General features: G+C 53.9%; 14 protein-coding genes. 9 read left to right on the forward strand and 5 right to left on the reverse strand.

Going from position 1 to position 18,011, the window contains the following annotated elements:
• Nucleotides 1-2: 2 nt before the first annotated feature.
• Nucleotides 3-1,532, reverse strand: coding sequence for a Re/Si-specific NAD(P)(+) transhydrogenase subunit alpha (gene pntA / locus F0Q32_RS07815; RefSeq protein ID WP_149462593.1), 1,530 nt, complete (start codon nucleotides 1,530-1,532; stop codon nucleotides 3-5).
• Nucleotides 1,533-2,053: 521 nt separating this feature from the next.
• On the opposite strand from pntA, the gene ydgH reads away from it, so the two are divergent.
• From ydgH to folM, 3 genes are all read left to right on the forward strand, one after another.
• Nucleotides 2,054-3,004 (forward strand): DUF1471 family protein YdgH, encoded by a 951-nt coding sequence (ydgH, locus tag F0Q32_RS07820; RefSeq protein ID WP_149462594.1) that lies wholly within the window; start codon nucleotides 2,054-2,056, stop codon nucleotides 3,002-3,004.
• 172 nt (nucleotides 3,005-3,176) lie between these two features.
• Nucleotides 3,177-4,559 carry an amino acid permease gene (locus F0Q32_RS07825; protein ID WP_149462595.1) on the forward strand — a complete coding sequence of 461 codons (1,383 nt, stop codon included), beginning with the start codon at nucleotides 3,177-3,179 and terminating at the stop codon, nucleotides 4,557-4,559.
• Between the two features lie 37 nt (nucleotides 4,560-4,596).
• The gene (gene folM, locus F0Q32_RS07830; RefSeq protein WP_149462596.1) at nucleotides 4,597-5,319 is read left to right on the forward strand and encodes a dihydromonapterin reductase; all 723 of its coding nucleotides are present in this window, start codon (nucleotides 4,597-4,599) and stop codon (nucleotides 5,317-5,319) included.
• Here folM and F0Q32_RS07835 read toward each other — a convergent pair.
• Nucleotides 5,316-5,651 (reverse strand): GlpM family protein, encoded by a 336-nt coding sequence (locus F0Q32_RS07835; RefSeq protein WP_149462597.1) that lies wholly within the window; start codon nucleotides 5,649-5,651, stop codon nucleotides 5,316-5,318. The genes folM and F0Q32_RS07835 overlap by 4 nt on opposite strands.
• A 122-nt stretch (nucleotides 5,652-5,773) precedes the next feature.
• Between F0Q32_RS07835 and rstA the strand changes: the two genes are divergently transcribed.
• The 3 genes from rstA to tus all read left to right on the forward strand — a co-directional run bounded on the left by rstA (nucleotide 5,774) and on the right by tus (nucleotide 8,804).
• The gene (rstA, locus tag F0Q32_RS07840; RefSeq protein WP_149462598.1) at nucleotides 5,774-6,499 is read left to right on the forward strand and encodes a two-component system response regulator RstA; all 726 of its coding nucleotides are present in this window, start codon (nucleotides 5,774-5,776) and stop codon (nucleotides 6,497-6,499) included.
• Nucleotides 6,496-7,797, forward strand: coding sequence for a two-component system sensor histidine kinase RstB (rstB, locus tag F0Q32_RS07845; protein WP_149462599.1), 1,302 nt, complete (start codon nucleotides 6,496-6,498; stop codon nucleotides 7,795-7,797). Before rstA ends, rstB begins: the two co-directional genes overlap by 4 nt.
• A gap of 74 nt (nucleotides 7,798-7,871) precedes the next feature.
• The gene (gene tus / locus F0Q32_RS07850) at nucleotides 7,872-8,804 is read left to right on the forward strand and encodes a DNA replication terminus site-binding protein (protein ID WP_149462600.1); all 933 of its coding nucleotides are present in this window, start codon (nucleotides 7,872-7,874) and stop codon (nucleotides 8,802-8,804) included.
• On the opposite strand, the gene fumC is transcribed toward tus, so the two are convergent.
• On the reverse strand, nucleotides 8,801-10,204 hold the full coding sequence (gene fumC / locus F0Q32_RS07855) for a class II fumarate hydratase (protein WP_149462601.1): 1,404 nt from the start codon (nucleotides 10,202-10,204) through the stop codon (nucleotides 8,801-8,803). The genes tus and fumC overlap by 4 nt on opposite strands.
• A gap of 286 nt (nucleotides 10,205-10,490) precedes the next feature.
• Entirely contained in the window at nucleotides 10,491-12,137 is a 1,647-nt protein-coding gene (gene fumA / locus F0Q32_RS07860) for a class I fumarate hydratase FumA (RefSeq protein ID WP_149462602.1), read from the reverse strand.
• Between the two features lie 212 nt (nucleotides 12,138-12,349).
• On the opposite strand from fumA, the gene manA reads away from it, so the two are divergent.
• Together manA and F0Q32_RS07870 are read left to right on the forward strand one after the other, a co-directional pair.
• Nucleotides 12,350-13,528 (forward strand): mannose-6-phosphate isomerase, encoded by a 1,179-nt coding sequence (gene manA, locus F0Q32_RS07865; protein ID WP_149462603.1) that lies wholly within the window; start codon nucleotides 12,350-12,352, stop codon nucleotides 13,526-13,528.
• A gap of 99 nt (nucleotides 13,529-13,627) precedes the next feature.
• Nucleotides 13,628-15,181: a YdgA family protein gene (locus F0Q32_RS07870; RefSeq protein ID WP_149462604.1), complete on the forward strand. Its 1,554-nt coding sequence runs from the start codon at nucleotides 13,628-13,630 to the stop codon at nucleotides 15,179-15,181.
• A 25-nt stretch (nucleotides 15,182-15,206) separates the two neighbouring features.
• On the opposite strand, the gene F0Q32_RS07875 is transcribed toward F0Q32_RS07870, so the two are convergent.
• Nucleotides 15,207-16,235 carry a Mal regulon transcriptional regulator MalI gene (locus tag F0Q32_RS07875; RefSeq protein ID WP_149462605.1) on the reverse strand — a complete coding sequence of 343 codons (1,029 nt, stop codon included), beginning with the start codon at nucleotides 16,233-16,235 and terminating at the stop codon, nucleotides 15,207-15,209.
• A 172-nt stretch (nucleotides 16,236-16,407) separates the two neighbouring features.
• Between F0Q32_RS07875 and malX the strand changes: the two genes are divergently transcribed.
• Nucleotides 16,408-18,000 (forward strand): maltose/glucose-specific PTS transporter subunit IIBC, encoded by a 1,593-nt coding sequence (gene malX / locus F0Q32_RS07880; RefSeq protein WP_149462606.1) that lies wholly within the window; start codon nucleotides 16,408-16,410, stop codon nucleotides 17,998-18,000.
• The last annotated feature ends 11 nt before the right edge of the window (nucleotides 18,001-18,011 follow it).

Here is an 18,011-nt window from a genome sequence, read left to right on the forward strand (position 1 = left end):
CCTTAGTTCTTCCGGAACATTTTCAGCATGCGCTGAGTGACGGTGAATCCACCAAAAATATTAATGCTGGCGATCAGCACCGCGATAAAGCTCAGGAAGCTTACCCAACCACCGTCGCCAATTTGCAGCAACGCGCCGACAACGATAATCCCCGAGATGGCGTTCGTCACCGACATCAGTGGCGTATGCAGCGCATGCGAGACGTTCCACACCACGTAGTAACCCACCACGCAGGAGAGCGCAAAGACGGTAAAGTGGCCGAGGAACTCTTTTGGCGCGACGTTGGCCAGCCAGCCAAACAGAATAATCGCAAGGGCAATCAGGGCGTATTTTCGCCACGGGGAGACAGGTTTTTCCGGCTCTTTTGGCGCTTCCACGGTTTTCGTGGCGGCCTGAGGCTGAGCAGACACCGTAATCGGCGGCGCAGGCCAGGTAACTTCACCTTCGCGTACCACCGTCACGCCACGCACGACAACGTCTTCGAAATCGATGGTAATGGAACCATCTTTCTCTTTGCACAGCAGTTTCAACAAGTTTAGCAGGTTAGTTCCGTAAAGCTGAGACGATTGCGTCGGCAGACGGCCTGGCAGATCGGTATAGCCAATGACTTTTACGCCGCCTGCAGTGGTCACCACTTGATTCGCGATCGTATATTCGCAGTTACCGCCATTTTGCGCCGCAAGGTCAACAATCACGCTACCCGGCGTCATGGAGTCAACCATTTCACGAGTGATGAGCTTGGGTGCCGGTTTGCCTGGAATCAATGCGGTGGTGACAATAATATCGACTTCTTTCGCCTGTGCGGCAAAGAGCGCCATTTCCGCTTTGATAAACGCTTCAGACATCACTTTGGCGTAGCCATCCCCGCTGCCCGCTTCTTCTTTGAAGTCGAGCTCAAGGAACTCTGCGCCCATACTCTGCACCTGTTCTTTCACTTCAGGACGAGTATCGAAGGCGCGCACAATCGCGCCAAGGCTGTTGGCTGCGCCAATTGCCGCCAGACCCGCGACGCCTGCACCAATCACCATCACTTTTGCCGGTGGTACTTTACCTGCAGCGGTGATTTGCCCGGTGAAGAAACGACCGAATTCGTGCGCAGCTTCGACAATCGCGCGATACCCGGCGATATTCGCCATCGAGCTCAGGGCATCCAGCGACTGCGCGCGCGAAATACGCGGCACGGAGTCCATCGCCATCACGTTAATACTGCGCGCGGCCAGTTTTTCCATTAATTCCGGATTCTGTGCCGGCCAGATAAAGCTAATCAGCGTCGTGCCAGGATTAAGCAGCGCAATTTCTTCTTCCAGCGGCGCGTTGACTTTCAGAATAACGTCGGCATGCCAGACGTTATCACCGTCGACAATTTCCGCGCCCGCCTGAGTAAACGCATCGTCCTCAAAACTCGCCAGTTTACCCGCGCCGCTTTCCACCGCCACGCTGAAGCCAAGTTTTAGCAGTTGTTCCACCGTTTTCGGTGTTGCCGCCACTCGCGTCTCCTGGGGCCACCTCTCTTTTGGTACACCAATACGCATAGTTTTCCCTTCCATCGGTTTTTAATGATGGTTTGCCGTCATACCAGGCCAGAACCACTGGCGCAATAAACATACAGTGGTTCACCAACCCAAAAATAAAACAGTAACAAACTTTCTATAACCTACTGAAAATACCCGTTGTGATCTACAACCTGAAAACACTATTTTTGATTTTATGCAGGAAAAATTACTTTGCATACGCAGGTCAGGGATATTTACCTGAAATTGATAGCCAGGCCTGATAATTCGCTTAAGCGAAGCGGCAAAACATGATTTTTCGCCATAATGATGAAGCGATTTAACAATATATTAACTTGAAAAAGTGATATCGATGACCCAATTTTCCGGTCAACAGCTTGTTTTTTCAACATATCGCAAAAAGTTATGCAAATCCGTTATCCGCTTTACGACTGATGTGAAAAATCACGCAGACAGTGAGTCGAATTAAATGCAATAATCATCGGGTTTTCAGTCAACAACAACACCAGTACCTGGTTTGCGCAAGGCGAAGGATTATTTTTATGAAGCTTAAGAACACTCTCCTCGTGTCCGCTCTGTTGTCTGCCGCGGCTGTGTCCGCTCACGCAGCGACAGAATTGACGCCGGAGCAAGCAGCCGCACTGAAACCTTACGACCGTGTCGTGGTTACCGGCCGCTTTAATGCCATTGGCGATGCCGTTCAGGCTGTTTCCCGTAAAGCAGATAAAGAAGGCGCAGCCTCTTTTTATGTGGTCGATACCTCAGACTACGGTAATGGGGGGAATTTGCGTGTGACGGCAGATCTCTATAAAGACGATGCCGCCAAAGCCGATGCCCCGAAAAATCGCATCATTAACGGTGTGATGGAACTACCAAAAGATCAGGCCGTCACCCTCGAACCGTACGATACCGTCACTATTCAGGGCTTCTATCGCAGCCAGCCGGAAGTGAACGACGCCATCACCAAAGCGGCGAAAGCCAAAGGGGCGTATTCCTTCTATATCGTGCGTCAGGTTGATGCCAACCAGGGCGGCAACCAGCGCATCACCGCATTCATCTATAAAGAAGATGCGAAGAAACGCGTTTTGCAAAGCCCGGATGCCATCCCGGCTGATTCTGAAGCCGGGCGTGAAAAACTGGCTAAAGGCGGTGAAGAAGCCAAAACGGTGGAAATTCCAGGCGTGGCAACCTCTGCTTCCGTGGGCGCAGGTACCGGCGTAGGCCGCTTCTTCGAAACCCAGTCATCAAAAGGTGGACGTTACACTGTCACGCTGCCGGATGGCACTAAAATTGAAGAGCTGAATAAAATCACGGCCGCGCAGATGATTCCGTTCGATAGCGTGAAGTTTACCGGCAACTACGGCAACATGTCTGAAGTCTCCTATCAGGTTGCCAAACGCGCAGCCAAAAAAGGCGCGAAGTACTACCATATTACGCGTCAGTGGCAGGAACGTGGTGGTAACGTCACCATCAGCGCCGACCTCTACAAATAAACCTGGTTGTGCAGAAAGGCGGCGCTTGCCGCCTTTTTTACGCTTTTACGTCTGAACTCATTGCATGCATTCCCCACACTCCGTAAAATCCCGCGCCTGGCGCAATCTTCCATGTTTATGCGATTTCGCCAAATAAATATTCTGCTTTGATGTCGTTTACAACAGGATCCTCATGGAAAAGAAACTCGGCCTTAGCGCCCTGACCGCCCTCGTTTTAAGCTCCATGCTCGGCGCGGGTGTTTTCAGCCTTCCACAGAATATGGCGGGCGTCGCCAGTCCGGTTGCGCTGCTTATTGGCTGGGCTATTACCGGCGTTGGGATCCTGTTTCTGGCGATTGCGATGTTAATCCTGACCCGTATTCGCCCTGACCTGGATGGCGGCATTTTTACCTACGCCCGCGAAGGCTTCGGTGAACTGATTGGTTTTTGCTCTGCATGGGGTTACTGGCTGTGTGCGGTCATCGCTAACGTCTCCTATCTGGTTATCGTCTTCTCTGCGCTGAGTTTCTTTACCGATACCCCTGAACTTCGCCTCTTTGGTGACGGCAATACCTGGCAATCGATCGTCGGTGCCTCGGTTCTGCTGTGGATCGTTCACTTTCTGGTATTGCGCGGCGTACAAACGGCGGCGGGCATTAATCTTGTCGCGATGCTGGCAAAACTGGTACCGCTCGGGCTATTTATCGTTCTCGCCGCTATAGCCTTCAAAATGGACACGTTCACCCTTGATTTTACCGGCGTGGAGCTGGGCGTACCGGTGTGGGAGCAGGTGAAAAATACCATGCTCATCACCCTGTGGGTGTTCATCGGTGTGGAAGGCGCAGTGGTGGTTTCTGCGCGCGCGCGTAACAAAAAGGATGTGGGTCGCGCCACGCTGCTGGCGGTCCTTTCCGCTCTCGGGGTTTATCTGCTGGTGACGCTGCTGTCGCTGGGCGTGGTTGCGCGCCCGGAACTGGCCGAGATGCGTAACCCATCGATGGCGGGGTTGATGGTAAAAATGATGGGCTCATGGGGCGAAATCGTCATTGCTGCCGGGCTGATTGTTTCCGTTTGCGGCGCTTATCTGAGCTGGACGATTATGGCGGCGGAGGTGCCGCTGCTGGCCGCGACGCACAAAGCTTTCCCGCGCGTGTTTGCCCGTCAGAACGCCAACAATGCGCCGTCGGCATCACTTTGGCTGACCAACATCAGCGTGCAGGTCAGCCTGGTGCTGATCTGGCTGACAGGCTCTGATTACAATACACTGCTGACCATCGCCTCCGAGATGATTCTGGTACCCTATTTCCTCGTTGGCGCGTTCCTGCTGAAAATTGCCACCCGACCGCTGCATAAAGCCGTGGGTATCGGCGCGTGCATTTATGGCTTATGGTTACTGTATGCTTCAGGGCCGATGCATCTGCTGTTATCCGTTGTGCTCTACGCGCCGGGGTTGCTGGTATTTATCTACGCACGCCGCACCCATGTCGATAATGTGCTGTTGAAACGTCGCGAACTGGCATTGATTGGCTTATTACTGATTGCCGCTATTCCGGCGACATGGTTATTGGTGGGGTAAACGACGTACCCCATCGTTAAACGATAAGGAGACGACGATGGGAGAGACGCTTTCGCGCCCCATTCTCATTACCGGCGCAGGCCGTCGCATCGGCCTGGCGCTGGCCCACCACTTGCTCAATCAGCAGCAACCGGTGATTGTCAGCTACCGAACCCACCTTCCTGCCATTGATGTGCTGGAGAAAGCCGGCGCGCAGTGTATCCAGGCTGATTTTTCGACCGATGGCGGTATTATCGCTTTTGCCGAAGAGGTCAAAAAAAGCTGTCGCGGCCTGCGCGCGGTGATTCACAACGCCAGCGCATGGGTACCCGAAAGCCCTCGCCAGCCACTAAGCGACGTGATGCACGCCATGATGCAGGTACACGTTAATGCCCCTTATCTGCTGAACCATGCGCTGGAAAGCCTGCTGCGTGGTCATGGACACGCTGCCAGCGATATTATTCACTTTACCGATTACGTGGTGGAACGCGGCAGCGATAAGCATATCGCTTACGCTGCCAGCAAAGCGGCGCTCGACAATATGACCCGTTCGTTTGCCAAAAAACTGGCGCCGGAAGTCAAAGTGAATGCCATCGCGCCGTCGCTGATCCTGTTTAATGACACCGACGACGCAGCGTATCGCCAGCAGGCACTGAATAAATCTCTGATGAAAATCGCCCCTGGCGAGAAAGAGATTATCGATCTGGTCGATTACCTGCTCACCAGTTGCTACGTGACCGGGCGCACCTTTGCCGTCGACGGCGGTCGACCGCTTGCTTAATGGAAGCGGCTCCAGACCAAAATTAACAGCCAGGCGCTCAGGCTCCAGCACACCACCGCCCCGGCCAGCGCCAGGGGCAGTCGCATAAAACCGGTGAAATACCACAGCGACAGCAAATAGATAAAGTAAGGAATGATTGACCACATGCCGAAAACAATGGTGGCGCGCAGCGCTTCTGTGCCACGCTCGGTGGCGACAATGTAGTGCGCGATCATCGCAAAGGTAGGAAACAGCGGGATTAACCCGGCAATGTAGTAATTTTTTGTTTTTGCCAAAATCCCTATCAGCAAGACCACCAGCGCCCCCAACAGCGCCTTAATCAGCAGTGCCATTTTTCTTCAGCCAACCAACAAGATGTGTTCGCAGCATAGCTGAATTTATGTTGTTTATGAATGATTAATGGAAGGCTACGCACTGCGGGTGTATGTTAATTCTTTTAAGCACATCTGAGCACATGAACAAGATCGTTTTCGTAGAGGATGATCCAGACGTTGGCGCCCTGATCGCCGCGTATCTGGCAAAGCACGATATGGATGTTGTGGTCGAACCGCGCGGCGATACTGCCGAAGCAGCCATTGCCCGAGAGCAACCCGATCTCGTTCTGTTGGATATTATGCTACCCGGTAAAGATGGCATGACGCTTTGCCGTGACCTGCGCGGTCAGTATCTGGGCCCGATCGTTTTGCTCACCTCGCTCGACAGCGATATGAACCACATTCTGGCGCTTGAAATGGGTGCCAGCGATTACATCCTGAAAACGACACCGCCCGCCGTGTTGCTCGCTCGCGTACGTCTGCATCTGCGCCAGCATGCGCCTTCCGCTGCCGGAATTGCCCCACAACCCGCTATGACGGCGCATAAAGCGATCAGCTTTGGCACGTTGTCCATCGACCCGGTTAACCGTCAGGTCGAACTGAGCGGTGAATCCATTGCGCTTTCTACTGCCGATTTTGACCTGCTGTGGGAGCTTGCGACACATGCGGGGCAAATTATGGACCGCGACGCGCTGTTGAAAAACCTGCGTGGGGTCAGCTACGATGGCATGGACCGCAGCGTTGACGTGGCGATTTCACGGCTGCGTAAAAAGTTGCTGGATAGCGCGACAGAACCTTATCGGATTAAAACGGTCCGCAATAAAGGCTATTTGTTTGCCCCACACGCCTGGGATAACCGATCGTGAAAAAACTGTTCGTGCAGTTTTACCTTCTACTGTTTGTCTGCTTTCTGGTGATGACCATGCTGGTTGGGCTGGTGTATAAATTCACTGCGGAACGTGCAGGCCGACAATCGCTGGACGATTTGATGAAAAGCTCGCTTTATCTGATGCGTAGCGAACTGCGCGAAATCCCGCCGCGTGACTGGAGTAAAACGTTAAAAGAGCTGGATCTTAACCTCTCCTTTGATTTGCGCATTGAGCCACTTAATAAATTCCACCTCGCTGAAGTGTCGATGAAACACCTGCGCGAAGGCGATATCGTCGCGCTCGACGATCAGTACACCTTCATTCAGCGTATTCCTCGCAGCCATTATGTGTTGGCGGTCGGCCCGGTGCCCTATCTCTATTTTCTGCATGAGATGCGTCTGTTCGATGTGGCGCTAATGGCGTTTATTGCCATCTCACTGGCCTTCCCGGTATTTATCTGGATGCGCCCGCACTGGCAGGATATGTTGCGCCTCGAGAGCGCCGCGCAGCGTTTTGGCGAGGGCCATCTTGGCGAACGCATCCATTTTGACAGTACGTCGAGCTTTGAGCGCTTAGGCGTGGCCTTTAACCAGATGGCCGATAATATCAACGCGCTGATTGCCAGTAAGAAACAGCTTATCGACGGGATCGCCCACGAACTGCGTACGCCGCTGGTACGGTTGCGTTATCGTCTGGAGATGAGTGAAAACCTGAGCGCAAGTGAATCTCAGGCGCTGAATCGCGATATTAGCCAACTGGAAGCGCTGATTGAAGAACTGCTGACCTACGCCCGCCTGGACCGCCCACAAACCGAGCTGTCTCTTACCACGCCAAATCTGCCCGTCTGGATTGCATCGCATGTAGAAGATGTTCAGGCTGTCACGCCCGAGCGTACACTTTCGGTGAAGCAACTGATGCCCGGTGACTATGGCGCACTGGATATGCGCCTGGTGGAGCGCGTGCTGGATAATCTGATCAACAATGCCCTGCGTTACAGCAAGAAGCAGATTCACATCAGCCTGATGCTTGAGGGCAGCCGTGCCTGTTTACGCGTAGAAGATGATGGCCCTGGTATCGCCCCCTCAGAACGGGAACGTGTTTTTGAGCCGTTTGTTCGCCTTGACCCCAGCCGCGATCGTGCCACCGGCGGCTGCGGTTTAGGTCTAGCAATTGTGCACTCCATTGCGGTGGCAATGGGCGGTGAGGTTCGCTGCGACGCGAGCGAACTGGGCGGCGCGAACTTCAGCTTTCATTGGCCCGTTTATCATCACATCACCTTTCCCCCCGCTACCTGACGCTGATTTGCACGGAGCCTGATACCCGGCTATAGTGCTAAAATCAAAAAGTATGTTGTAACTAAGGTAGTAAAATGGCTGACTATGATCTTGTTGAACGGCTGACCAGCACATTTCGTCAGCTTGAGCGTGAATTGCTCGCAGTGCGCGAACAACTCGCCGAATGCCGTTTGCTGGCCGCCCGCATTTTTGAACTGCCGGAGGTCCGTAAACAGGACGAGCACGCCCCGCTTTCGGAAATTCAGGTCGTGCAGCATATTGGTAAAACGGCGCTGGCCATGGCGCTGTCGCACTTTGGGCACATGTTTATCCAGCAGCAGTCGGAAACCCGCAGCAGTAAGGCCGCCGTGCGGCTTCCGGGTGCCATTTGCCTTCAAGTGACAACGTCACAACATGAAGCACTGCGCGAGCGAATTTTGCGCGTGAATGCCCTTAAAGCCGCGTTTGAGAAGATCATAACCGTGGATTCCGGACTCCCTTCTGTCGCCCGCTTTGACTGGGTACATCGTCATCTACCGGGGCTTATCACCCTCAATGCCTACCGCACGCTGACTTTGCTTGATGACCCCAGCACCATACGATTCGGCTGGGCAAATAAACATATCATCAAGAATTTAACCCGCGATGAGGTGCTGGCTCAGCTGGAAAAAAGCCTGCAATCGCCGCGCGCCGTCCCGCCGTGGACGCGCGAACAGTGGCAGGCGAAGCTGGAGCGGGAGTATCAGGACGTGGCGGCGCTGCCACAACAGGCACGGCTCAAAATTAAACGGCCAGTGAAGGTACAACCGATTGCCCGCGTGTGGTATGCGGGAGAACAAAAACAGGTGCAGTATGCCTGCCCTGCACCGCTAATTGCGTTAGTTTCCGGGCAAGGTGCCGTCAGCGTGCCCGATTTAGGCGAGTTGCTAAACTATGATGCAGATAACGTACAGTATCGCCATAAACCGCAGGCGCAGCCGCTACAGTTGATTATACCGCGGCTGCACCTGTGGCTGGCGACCGATTAAGCTTTCGCAGACATGCTGCCAACCATGGCTTCCGGGCGAACCCAGTTGTCAAACTCGGCTTCCGTTAGGTAACCCAATGACAGCGCGGAGGCTTTGAGCGTGAGCCCCTCCTTATGCGCTTTCTTGGCGATCTCAGCGGCTTTATCATAGCCAATATGCGTATTGAGCGCGGTAACCAGCATCAGCGATTCATTGAGCAACTGATTAATACGCTCGCGATTTGGTTCAATGCCCACCGCACAGTGCTCGTTAAAGCTTTCCATGCCGTCTGCCAGCAAGCGAATTGATTGCAGGAAATTATGAATGATCATTGGACGATAGACGTTCAGTTCAAAGTTGCCCGATGCCCCGCCCATGTTGATGGCGACATCGTTGCCCATCACCTGACAGCACAGCATAGTCATCGCTTCACACTGAGTCGGGTTGACTTTACCCGGCATGATGGAAGAACCAGGCTCATTCTCTGGAATAGCAATTTCACCGATACCGCAGCGTGGGCCAGACGCCAGCCAGCGCACATCGTTGGCGATTTTCATCAACGACGCCGCTAAGCCTTTCAACGCGCCATGGGCGTGAACCAGTGCATCACAGGTGGCGAGCGCTTCGAATTTATTGGGCGCAGTGATAAACGGCTGATGGGTAAACTCCGCCAGTTCTTTCGCCACGCGTACCGCATATTCAGGATGCGTATTCAGCCCGGTACCGACCGCCGTACCCCCCAGCGCCAGCTCGCTGACGTGCGCCAGGCTGAGCTCAATATGCTTCAGGTTGTGTTCCAGCATTGCCACCCAGCCTGAGAATTCTTGTCCCAGCGTTAACGGCGTGGCGTCCTGTAGATGGGTACGGCCAATTTTGACGATATCCTGGAAGGCATCTGATTTCTGCTTCAGCGTTTCTTTTAGCGCATTGAGTTGTGGGATCAGATGTTCACGCAAGCCAATCAGCGCCGCGACATGCATTGCCGTCGGGAATACATCGTTTGAGCTCTGGCTTTTGTTTACATCGTCGTTAGGATGAACTTTACGCTCCATACCACGCACGCCGCCCAGCAGTTCGCTCGCGCGGTTAGCCAGTACCTCATTCATGTTCATGTTGGTCTGCGTACCAGAACCGGTTTGCCAGATAGCCAGCGGAAACTCATCAACATGCTTGCCTGCCAGCACCTCATCCGCCGCGCGGATAATGGCCTCTGCTTTATCCGCCGACAGCAGGCCTAAATCCTGGTTTACCTTCGCCGCTGCACGCTTGGTGAGCGCCAGAGCGGAGATCAGCGAGACCGGCATTTTCTCCGTAGAGATGCGAAAATGCTCCAGCGAACGTTGGGTTTGTGCGCCCCACAGTTTATCAGCAGGCACATCAATGGGGCCCATTGAATCATTCTCGCGGCGTGTCGTTGTCATTACTTTCTCCTTGATTACAAAGTGATTGTGAAGTGACATTGCTCATGCAAACCAGGTTTTAATTATGGAAGGTTTTACGTCTTTGATGGTAAAGAACCGCCTCGTGGGGCGATCAGATTGCTGACAACGTGCGCGTTGTTTTGCCGGATGCGGCGCAAACGCCTTATCCGGCCTACAAAATTATGCAAATTTAACAGATTGCAGAAAACCTGTAGGCCTGATAAGCGTAGCGCATCAGGCAATATTGCGTTTGCCATCAGCTTCACCGCCCCGTAGGGCGGCTAACTCATTTCACGCAGCGGGTGCATTGTGAGGCCTGAATCTGCTGGAAGAAATCATTTCCCTTATCATCGACAAGGATGAATGCCGGGAAGTCTTCAACTTCAATTTTCCAGATGGCTTCCATCCCCAGTTCAGGATATTCCACACATTCCAGGCTCTTAATACTGCTTTGCGCCAGCACCGCCGCCGGGCCGCCGATGCTGCCCAGGTAGAAACCGCCGTGCTTGTGGCATGCGTCCGTGACCTGCTGGCTACGGTTGCCTTTTGCCAGCATGATCATGCTGCCGCCGTGCGACTGGAGTTGGTCAACGTAGGAATCCATACGCCCTGCGGTGGTCGGGCCAAGTGAACCCGAGGCATAACCCTCCGGCGTTTTTGCCGGGCCAGCGTAGTAAATCGGATGATCTTTAATGTACTGCGGCAGGCCTTCACCGCTGTCCATGCGCTCTTTCAGTTTCGCGTGCGCGATATCGCGCCCTACGATAATGGTGCCGGAAAGCGACAAACGCGTGGAAACCGGATATTGCGACAGTTGCTTGAGGATTTCGCTCATCGGGCGATTCAGGTCAACTTTTACCGCTTCGCCCTCGCCCGCTTTACGCAGCGATTCCGGAATGTACTTCCCTGGGTTGCTCTCCAGTTTTTCAATCCAGATCCCGTCACGGTTAATTTTGGCCTTGATGTTACGATCAGCCGAACAGGAGACGCCCATACCCACCGGGCAGGATGCGCCGTGACGTGGCAGACGGATCACGCGGATATCGTGAGCAAAGTATTTGCCACCGAACTGCGCGCCCAGGCCAAGGTTTTGCGCTTCAATCAGCAACTCTTTTTCGAGTTCGATATCGCGGAACGCCTGGCCGTGCTCGTTCCCTTCCGTCGGCAGGCCATCGTAATATTTGGTCGAGGCCATTTTCACGGTTTTCAGCGTCGTTTCGGCAGAAGTACCGCCAATGACGAACGCTATGTGATACGGCGGACAGGCCGCTGTACCCAGGGTACGCATCTTCTCAACCAGATAATTTTTCAGTTTCGCCGGGGTGATTAGCGCTTTGGTTTCCTGGTAAAGATAGGTTTTGTTAGCGGAGCCGCCACCCTTCGCCACGCACAGGAACTTGTATTCATCGCCATCGACGCTGTAGAGGTCGATCTGCGCCGGCAGGTTGGTCCCCGTGTTCACTTCTTTGTACATGTCCAGCGGGGCGTTTTGCGAGTAGCGCAGGTTATCTTCAATAAAGGTGTCATACACCCCGCGCGACAGCGCCGCTTCATCACCGCCGCCGGTCCACACGCGTTGGCCTTTTTTCCCGACAATAATCGCCGTGCCGGTGTCCTGACAGGTTGGCAGAATGCCTTTAGCGGCGATATCAGAGTTACGCAGGAACTGAAGTGCAACGTACTTATCGTTTTCGCTGGCTTCCGGGTCGCTGAGGATATCGGCAACCTGCTGTTGGTGCGCAGGACGGAGCATGAAAGAGGCATCGTGGAAAGCGTGTTTGGCGAGGAGCGTCAGGGCTTGCGGGTCAACTTTCAGCACTTCCTGACCGGCAAATTCTTCAACGCTGACGTAATCGGAACTGAGGAGGTAATACTCGGTTTCATCCTTTTTCAGTGGAAAAGGATCCTGATAGTAAAAAGGTTTGTTCGACATTGTATTCTCACTTACTGCTTCAGGTGATGTTTTCGTAGGGCAAACATGCAGAGCACATATCCATTTGCCCGGCTCAAAAGCGAGTCACCTTATCGTACACAATTTTTTAACAAAAACTGAGACTAGTACGACTTTTTATTTTTCCGGTGACGCCATAGCGCATTTATTGCTTTAATACCGCCAAAGAATCCACATTGATACAGGGCTTGATAATGCAAAAACTCATCAACTCAGTGCAAAACTATGCCTGGGGCAGTAAAAGTGCGTTAACGGAACTCTACGGCATCGCCAACCCGGACAATCTGCCCATGGCAGAACTCTGGATGGGCGCACATCCTAAGAGCAGCTCAAAAATCACCGATAATCAGGGAACCGTACGTTCACTGCGCGACGTGATTGACGCCGACAAAGCCACGCTTTTAGGCCAGAAGGTCGCCGATCGTTTTGGCGAGCTGCCGTTCTTGTTTAAGGTGCTGTGCGCCGCGCAGCCGCTTTCGATTCAGGTACATCCGAATAAACGCGCCTCGGAAATTGGCTTTGCCAAAGAGAATGCAGCGGGTATCGCCATGGATGCGCCTGAACGTAACTACAAAGATCCGAACCATAAGCCGGAGCTGGTCTTTGCTCTGACGCCTTTCCTGGCGATGAACGCGTTTCGCGAATTCAGCGAGATTGTTTCACTGTTGCAACCCGTTGCAGGGGCGCATAACGCCATAGCCCATTTCCTCGAACAGCCAAGCGGCGAGCGTCTGAGCGCCCTTTTCGCCAGCCTGCTGAATATGCAGGGCGAAGAGAAAGCACGCGCACTGGCAATCCTGCGCTCCGCGCTGGAGAGCCAGCAAGGCGAGCCGTGGCAGACCATCCGCGTCATTTCAGAATTTTACCCGGACGACAGTGGCTTGTTCTCACCCCTGCTGCTAAATGTGGTGAAACTCAAGCCGGGCGAAGCGATGTTCCTGTTTGCCGAAACGCCGCACGCCTACCTTCAGGGTACCGCGCTGGAAGTGATGGCCAACTCCGATAACGTGCTGCGCGCCGGGCTGACGCCGAAATACATTGATATTCCGGAACTGGTGGCAAACGTGAAGTTTGAGGCCAAACCGGCGGCGGAGTTGCTCACCCAACCGGTGAAAAACGGTTCCGAACTGGACTTCCCAATTCCGGTCGATGACTTCGCGTTTTCGTTGCACGATCTCAACGCACAGCCAACAGCCATCGCTCAACAGAGTGCGGCAATTTTGTTCTGTCTGGAAGGCGAAGTCATTTTAAGTAAGGGTGAAGAATCCCTCACGCTAAAACCGGGTGAATCCGCGTTTATCAGTGCGGCAGAATCACCGGTTCAGGTGAGCGGCAACGGCAAACTGGCGCGGGTCTATAATAAGCTGAAGTAAATACTGAAGTTTTAGCGTGGGCTTGCTAATCTTAAACACAGCCTTATGACATAACCGGGCGATATGATTTCGCCCGGTTTCATTTTATGGATAAATACTATGAAAAAATCGCTGGTCGCTGTTGGGGTTGTGGTTGCGTTAGGGGTTATCTGGACAGGTGGGGCCTGGTACACCGGGAAACAGCTGGAAAGTCGTTTTGCGGACATGGTGGCGCAGGCTAATGCCCAACTGAAACGTACCGCACCGGAAGCAGGCCTGGAGCTGAGCTATCAGGATTACCAGCGCGGCATCTTTAGCAGCCAACTGAAAATGGTGGTTAAGCCGATTGCCGGCGCAGATAAAGCCCTGCTCAAACCGGGCCAAAGTGTCGTGTTTAACGAAGATGTTGACCACGGCCCGTTCCCGCTGGCAGCGTTAAAACGATTTAATCTCGTTCCGTCTATGGCCTCGGTGAATACCACTCTGGTGAACAATGACGTGACCAAACCGTTGTTTGATATCGCCAAAGGTGAAACGCCGTTTGTGGTAGATACCCGTATCAGTTACGGCGGAGATACCCACTCAGCTATCAATCTCAAACCGCTGAACTATGAAAAAGACGCTGAAAAAGTGGCGTTCAGCGGCGGTGATTTTGAACTCTCGGCAGACCGTGATGGTAACGTCGTGTCGCTTACCGGCGAAGCAGAAAGCGGCCTCGTCAATGCGGTCAACGAATACAATCAGAAGGTGCAGCTCACCTTTAATAATCTCAAAACCGAAGGCAGCAGCAAACTGGCGAGCTTCGACGAGCGCATTGGCAACCAAAAAATCAGCCTCGATAAAGTGGCGGTTTCTGTAGAAGGTAAAGAGCTGACCGTTCTGGAAGGTATGACGCTGGATGGCAAATCCGACCTTTCTGCTGATGGCAAGAAAGTGAACAGCCAGCTCGATTACGCCGTTAACAGCCTGAAGCTGCAAAGTCAGGATATGGGGAGCGGCAAACTGACGCTGAAAGTCGGCAATATCGATGGTCAGGCGTGGCACCAGTTCAGCCAACAGTATAATGCGCAGGCGCAGGCACTGCTGGCTCAGCCAGAACTGCAAAGTAACCCGGAACTGTACCAGGAAAAAATTACCGAAGCGTTCTTCAGTGCCCTTCCGTTGCTGCTGAAAGGCGATCCGTCCATTACCGTTGCGCCGCTGAGCTGGAAAAACGCCAAAGGTGAAACCAGCCTGAATCTGTCATTGCTGCTCAAAGACCCCGCGCAGGCTACACAACCGGTGCAAACGCTGGCGCAGCAAGTGGACACACTGGTGAAATCGCTGGATGGTAAACTGGTTATCCCGATGGATATGGCGACCGAATTTATGACCCAGATTGCGAAGCTGGAAGGTTATCAGCAGGAAGAAGCTGAGAAACTGGCCAGCCAGCAGGTGAAAGGTTTTGCCGCGATGGGGCAGATGTTCCGTCTGACCACCACGAATGACAACCAGGTGACCTCAAGCCTGCAGTACGCTAACGGCCAGGTGACGCTGAACGGCAATAAAATGCCGCTGGACGACTTTGCGGGAATGTTTGGTTTGCAGGCGCCAGCCATTCAGGAGAGCGAACCGCAGCCGCCAGTCACGCCGAGCGAACCGGCTCCGGCTCCGGCTCCGGCTCCGGCACAGTAAACCACGTAGCCCCTCATTCGAGGGGCTATTTTCTTGCCACCAGCCTTGGCGGCATAATCACATTGCGGGTTGACGTCTGCCCGGTCTCAATACGCTGTAAAATTCGCTCCGCCACGCTTTCACCCATCTCACGCGCCGGGGTAGTCACCCAGGTTAGCGGCACGTCATCTAACGCACTTTCCGGCACTTCGGCAAACGCCGCAAGTGTAACGCGTTGGTCAAAATAGCTCTCGACGCTGCCTTCACCACTTTGTCGCCCGCCGCGCATCAGGCCGAACCAGGCCCCCGTGGCGATCACATTGTTGTAGCACAGCACCGCAGTGATGGTTGGGTTATGGCGCAATAACGACGTGATGGCTTCAGCCGCCTGCTTCTGGCTGGATTCGCACTCAACAACCCATTCACTGTGAAACGGCAGGCCGTACTTAATCAGCGTTGAGCAATAGCCGCCAACCCGTTCAGCACGCGTTAACGACGCGCTCTGCCCACCCAGCCAGGCAATACGCTGGTGCCCACGGCGAATGAGATCTTCAGTCACAACCTGCGCCGCCTGCATGTTATCGGGGCGAATTAAATCCACCTCATCGAGATAACTCGCACGAGAAGCGAACACCAGTGGAATATTCGACGCGTCCGCTTTCTCGCGCAGCTCGCTGGCTTGATCCACCGCCCCGGCAATTACCACGCCATCCACGCCCTGCGCCACCAGCGCATCAAAACGCGCCAGCATGTTCTCGCCTTTGCGTCCGCTTTGGGTCAGAAAAACCATTTTGCCTTGTGATTCCAGCGACGCCGTCAGCCCGGCGGTCAGCTCCGCATAAAACGGTGACGACAGTGAGCCGACAATCAGCCCAATGACGCCGGTTTGCCCGCCGCGCAGAGACACCGCCTGACGATTACGCACAAAGCCCAACTGGTCGATGGCCTGATATACCCGCTCACCGGTCGCGCTGGAGATCCGCCCTTTCCCGCTGAGTACCAGCGAGACCGTACTCACCGATACGCCAGCGGCCAGAGCGACATCATTGATCGTGACTTTTTTTGCAATTGCCATAAGGACTGGCGATTCCTTTTAAGTGATCGATAAAACGTTTTACCTAATAAGATACTTTATAAACGTTATCATCATTTCATTATGTGATTTCTCTCGCACTAAAATTGGGTAAAACGTTTTATCTTGCGCTCCACAACATCTTCAACCCATTTTTTGTACAAGGAGTCGTTCGATGACGACCAGAGCAGCACAAAAAGTCACATTGTGGGAGTTCTTTCAACAGCTTGGCAAGACATTCATGCTTCCTGTCGCCCTGCTGTCTTTCTGCGGGATCATGCTGGGGATCGGCAGCTCCCTTAGCAGCCATGACGTCCTCACGCTTCTGCCATGGCTCGACACCCCGTTCCTGCAGGCGCTCTTTATCTGGATGAGCAAAGTCGGTTCTTTCGCGTTTAGCTTCCTGCCGGTGATGTTCTGTATCGCCATTCCGCTGGGGCTGGCGCGTGAAAACAAAGGCGTTGCCGCCTTCGCCGGTTTTGTCGGTTACGCGGTCATGAACCTGGCGGTCAACTTCTGGCTGACGGCTAAAGGTATCCTGCCGACCACCGATGCCGCGGTTCTGAAAGCCAACAACATCCAGAATATCCTGGGTATTCAGTCTATCGACACCGGTATTCTTGGCGCAGTGATCGCCGGGATCATCGTCTGGCTGCTGCATGAACGTTTCCACACCATCCGCTTGCCGGATGCGCTGGCGTTCTTTGGCGGTACCCGATTTGTGCCAATTATCACCACCGTCGTCCTGGGGCTGGTTGGCCTGGTGATCCCGCTGATTTGGCCAGTGTTCGCGATGGGTATCAACGCGCTGGGTCACGTTATTAACAGTGCGGGTGACTTTGGCCCGATGATCTTTGGTACCGGTGAACGTCTGCTGCTGCCGTTTGGTCTGCACCACATTCTGGTGGCGCTGATTCGCTTTACCGAAGCGGGCGGCACAATGGATGTCTGCGGTCACTCTGTCAGCGGTGCATTGACCATCTTCCAGGCGCAGTTAAGCTGCCCGGACACCCACGGATTCTCCGAAAGCGCCACGCGTTTCCTGTCGCAGGGTAAAATGCCTGCCTTCCTCGGCGGCCTGCCGGGTGCGGCACTGGCGATGTACCACTGTGCTCGCCCGGAAAACCGTCACAAAATTAAAGGCCTGTTGATTTCCGGCGTCATTGCCTGCGTCGTGGGCGGCACCACTGAACCACTGGAATTCCTGTTCCTGTTCGTCGCACCGGTGCTGTACGTTATCCACGCGCTGCTGACTGGCCTGGGCTTCACCATGATGGCGATTCTTGGCGTCACCATTGGCAACACTGACGGCAACGTTATCGACTTCGTGGTCTTCGGTATTCTGCACGGCCTCTCCACCAAATGGTATATGGTACCGGTGGTGGCTGCGGTGTGGTTCGTCGCCTACTACGCGATTTTCCGCTTCGCCATTACCCGCTTTAACATCAAAACGCCGGGGCGTGATATTGAAAGCAGCAGCGCCGTCGAAAAAGCAGTCACCGGGACTATCGGTAAATCAGGTTACAACACCCCAGCTATCCTGGCGGCACTCGGTGGGTCTGAAAACATTGTCTCTCTTGATAACTGCATCACCCGCCTGCGTTTGTCCGTCGAGGATATGTCAAAAGTCGACGTTGAAGCGCTGAAAGCGAACCGCGCGATTGGTGTCGTACAGCTTAACCAGCATAACCTGCAAGTGGTGATTGGGCCGCAGGTGCAATCCGTGAAAGATGAGATTGCGGTGCTGATGAATACCGTTCAGGCATAAAACGCCCTTTG

The organism is Pseudocitrobacter sp. 73 (assembly GCF_008369545.1).
Lineage (GTDB): Bacteria > Pseudomonadota > Gammaproteobacteria > Enterobacterales > Enterobacteriaceae > Pseudocitrobacter > Pseudocitrobacter vendiensis.

Excerpts from the sequence above, each read along its gene's own strand:
- pntA (WP_149462593.1), bottom strand. The coding sequence starts at position 1,532 with ATGCGTATTGGTGTACCAAAAGAGAGGTGGCCCCAGGAGACGCGAGTG.
- ydgH (WP_149462594.1), top strand. The coding sequence starts at position 2,054 with ATGAAGCTTAAGAACACTCTCCTCGTGTCCGCTCTGTTGTCTGCCGCG.
- F0Q32_RS07825 (WP_149462595.1), top strand. The coding sequence starts at position 3,177 with ATGGAAAAGAAACTCGGCCTTAGCGCCCTGACCGCCCTCGTTTTAAGC.
- folM (WP_149462596.1), top strand. The coding sequence starts at position 4,597 with ATGGGAGAGACGCTTTCGCGCCCCATTCTCATTACCGGCGCAGGCCGT.
- F0Q32_RS07835 (WP_149462597.1), bottom strand. The coding sequence starts at position 5,651 with ATGGCACTGCTGATTAAGGCGCTGTTGGGGGCGCTGGTGGTCTTGCTG.
- rstA (WP_149462598.1), top strand. The coding sequence starts at position 5,774 with ATGAACAAGATCGTTTTCGTAGAGGATGATCCAGACGTTGGCGCCCTG.
- tus (WP_149462600.1), top strand. The coding sequence starts at position 7,872 with ATGGCTGACTATGATCTTGTTGAACGGCTGACCAGCACATTTCGTCAG.
- fumC (WP_149462601.1), bottom strand. The coding sequence starts at position 10,204 with ATGACAACGACACGCCGCGAGAATGATTCAATGGGCCCCATTGATGTG.
- fumA (WP_149462602.1), bottom strand. The coding sequence starts at position 12,137 with ATGTCGAACAAACCTTTTTACTATCAGGATCCTTTTCCACTGAAAAAG.
- manA (WP_149462603.1), top strand. The coding sequence starts at position 12,350 with ATGCAAAAACTCATCAACTCAGTGCAAAACTATGCCTGGGGCAGTAAA.
- F0Q32_RS07870 (WP_149462604.1), top strand. The coding sequence starts at position 13,628 with ATGAAAAAATCGCTGGTCGCTGTTGGGGTTGTGGTTGCGTTAGGGGTT.
- F0Q32_RS07875 (WP_149462605.1), bottom strand. The coding sequence starts at position 16,235 with ATGGCAATTGCAAAAAAAGTCACGATCAATGATGTCGCTCTGGCCGCT.
- malX (WP_149462606.1), top strand. The coding sequence starts at position 16,408 with ATGACGACCAGAGCAGCACAAAAAGTCACATTGTGGGAGTTCTTTCAA.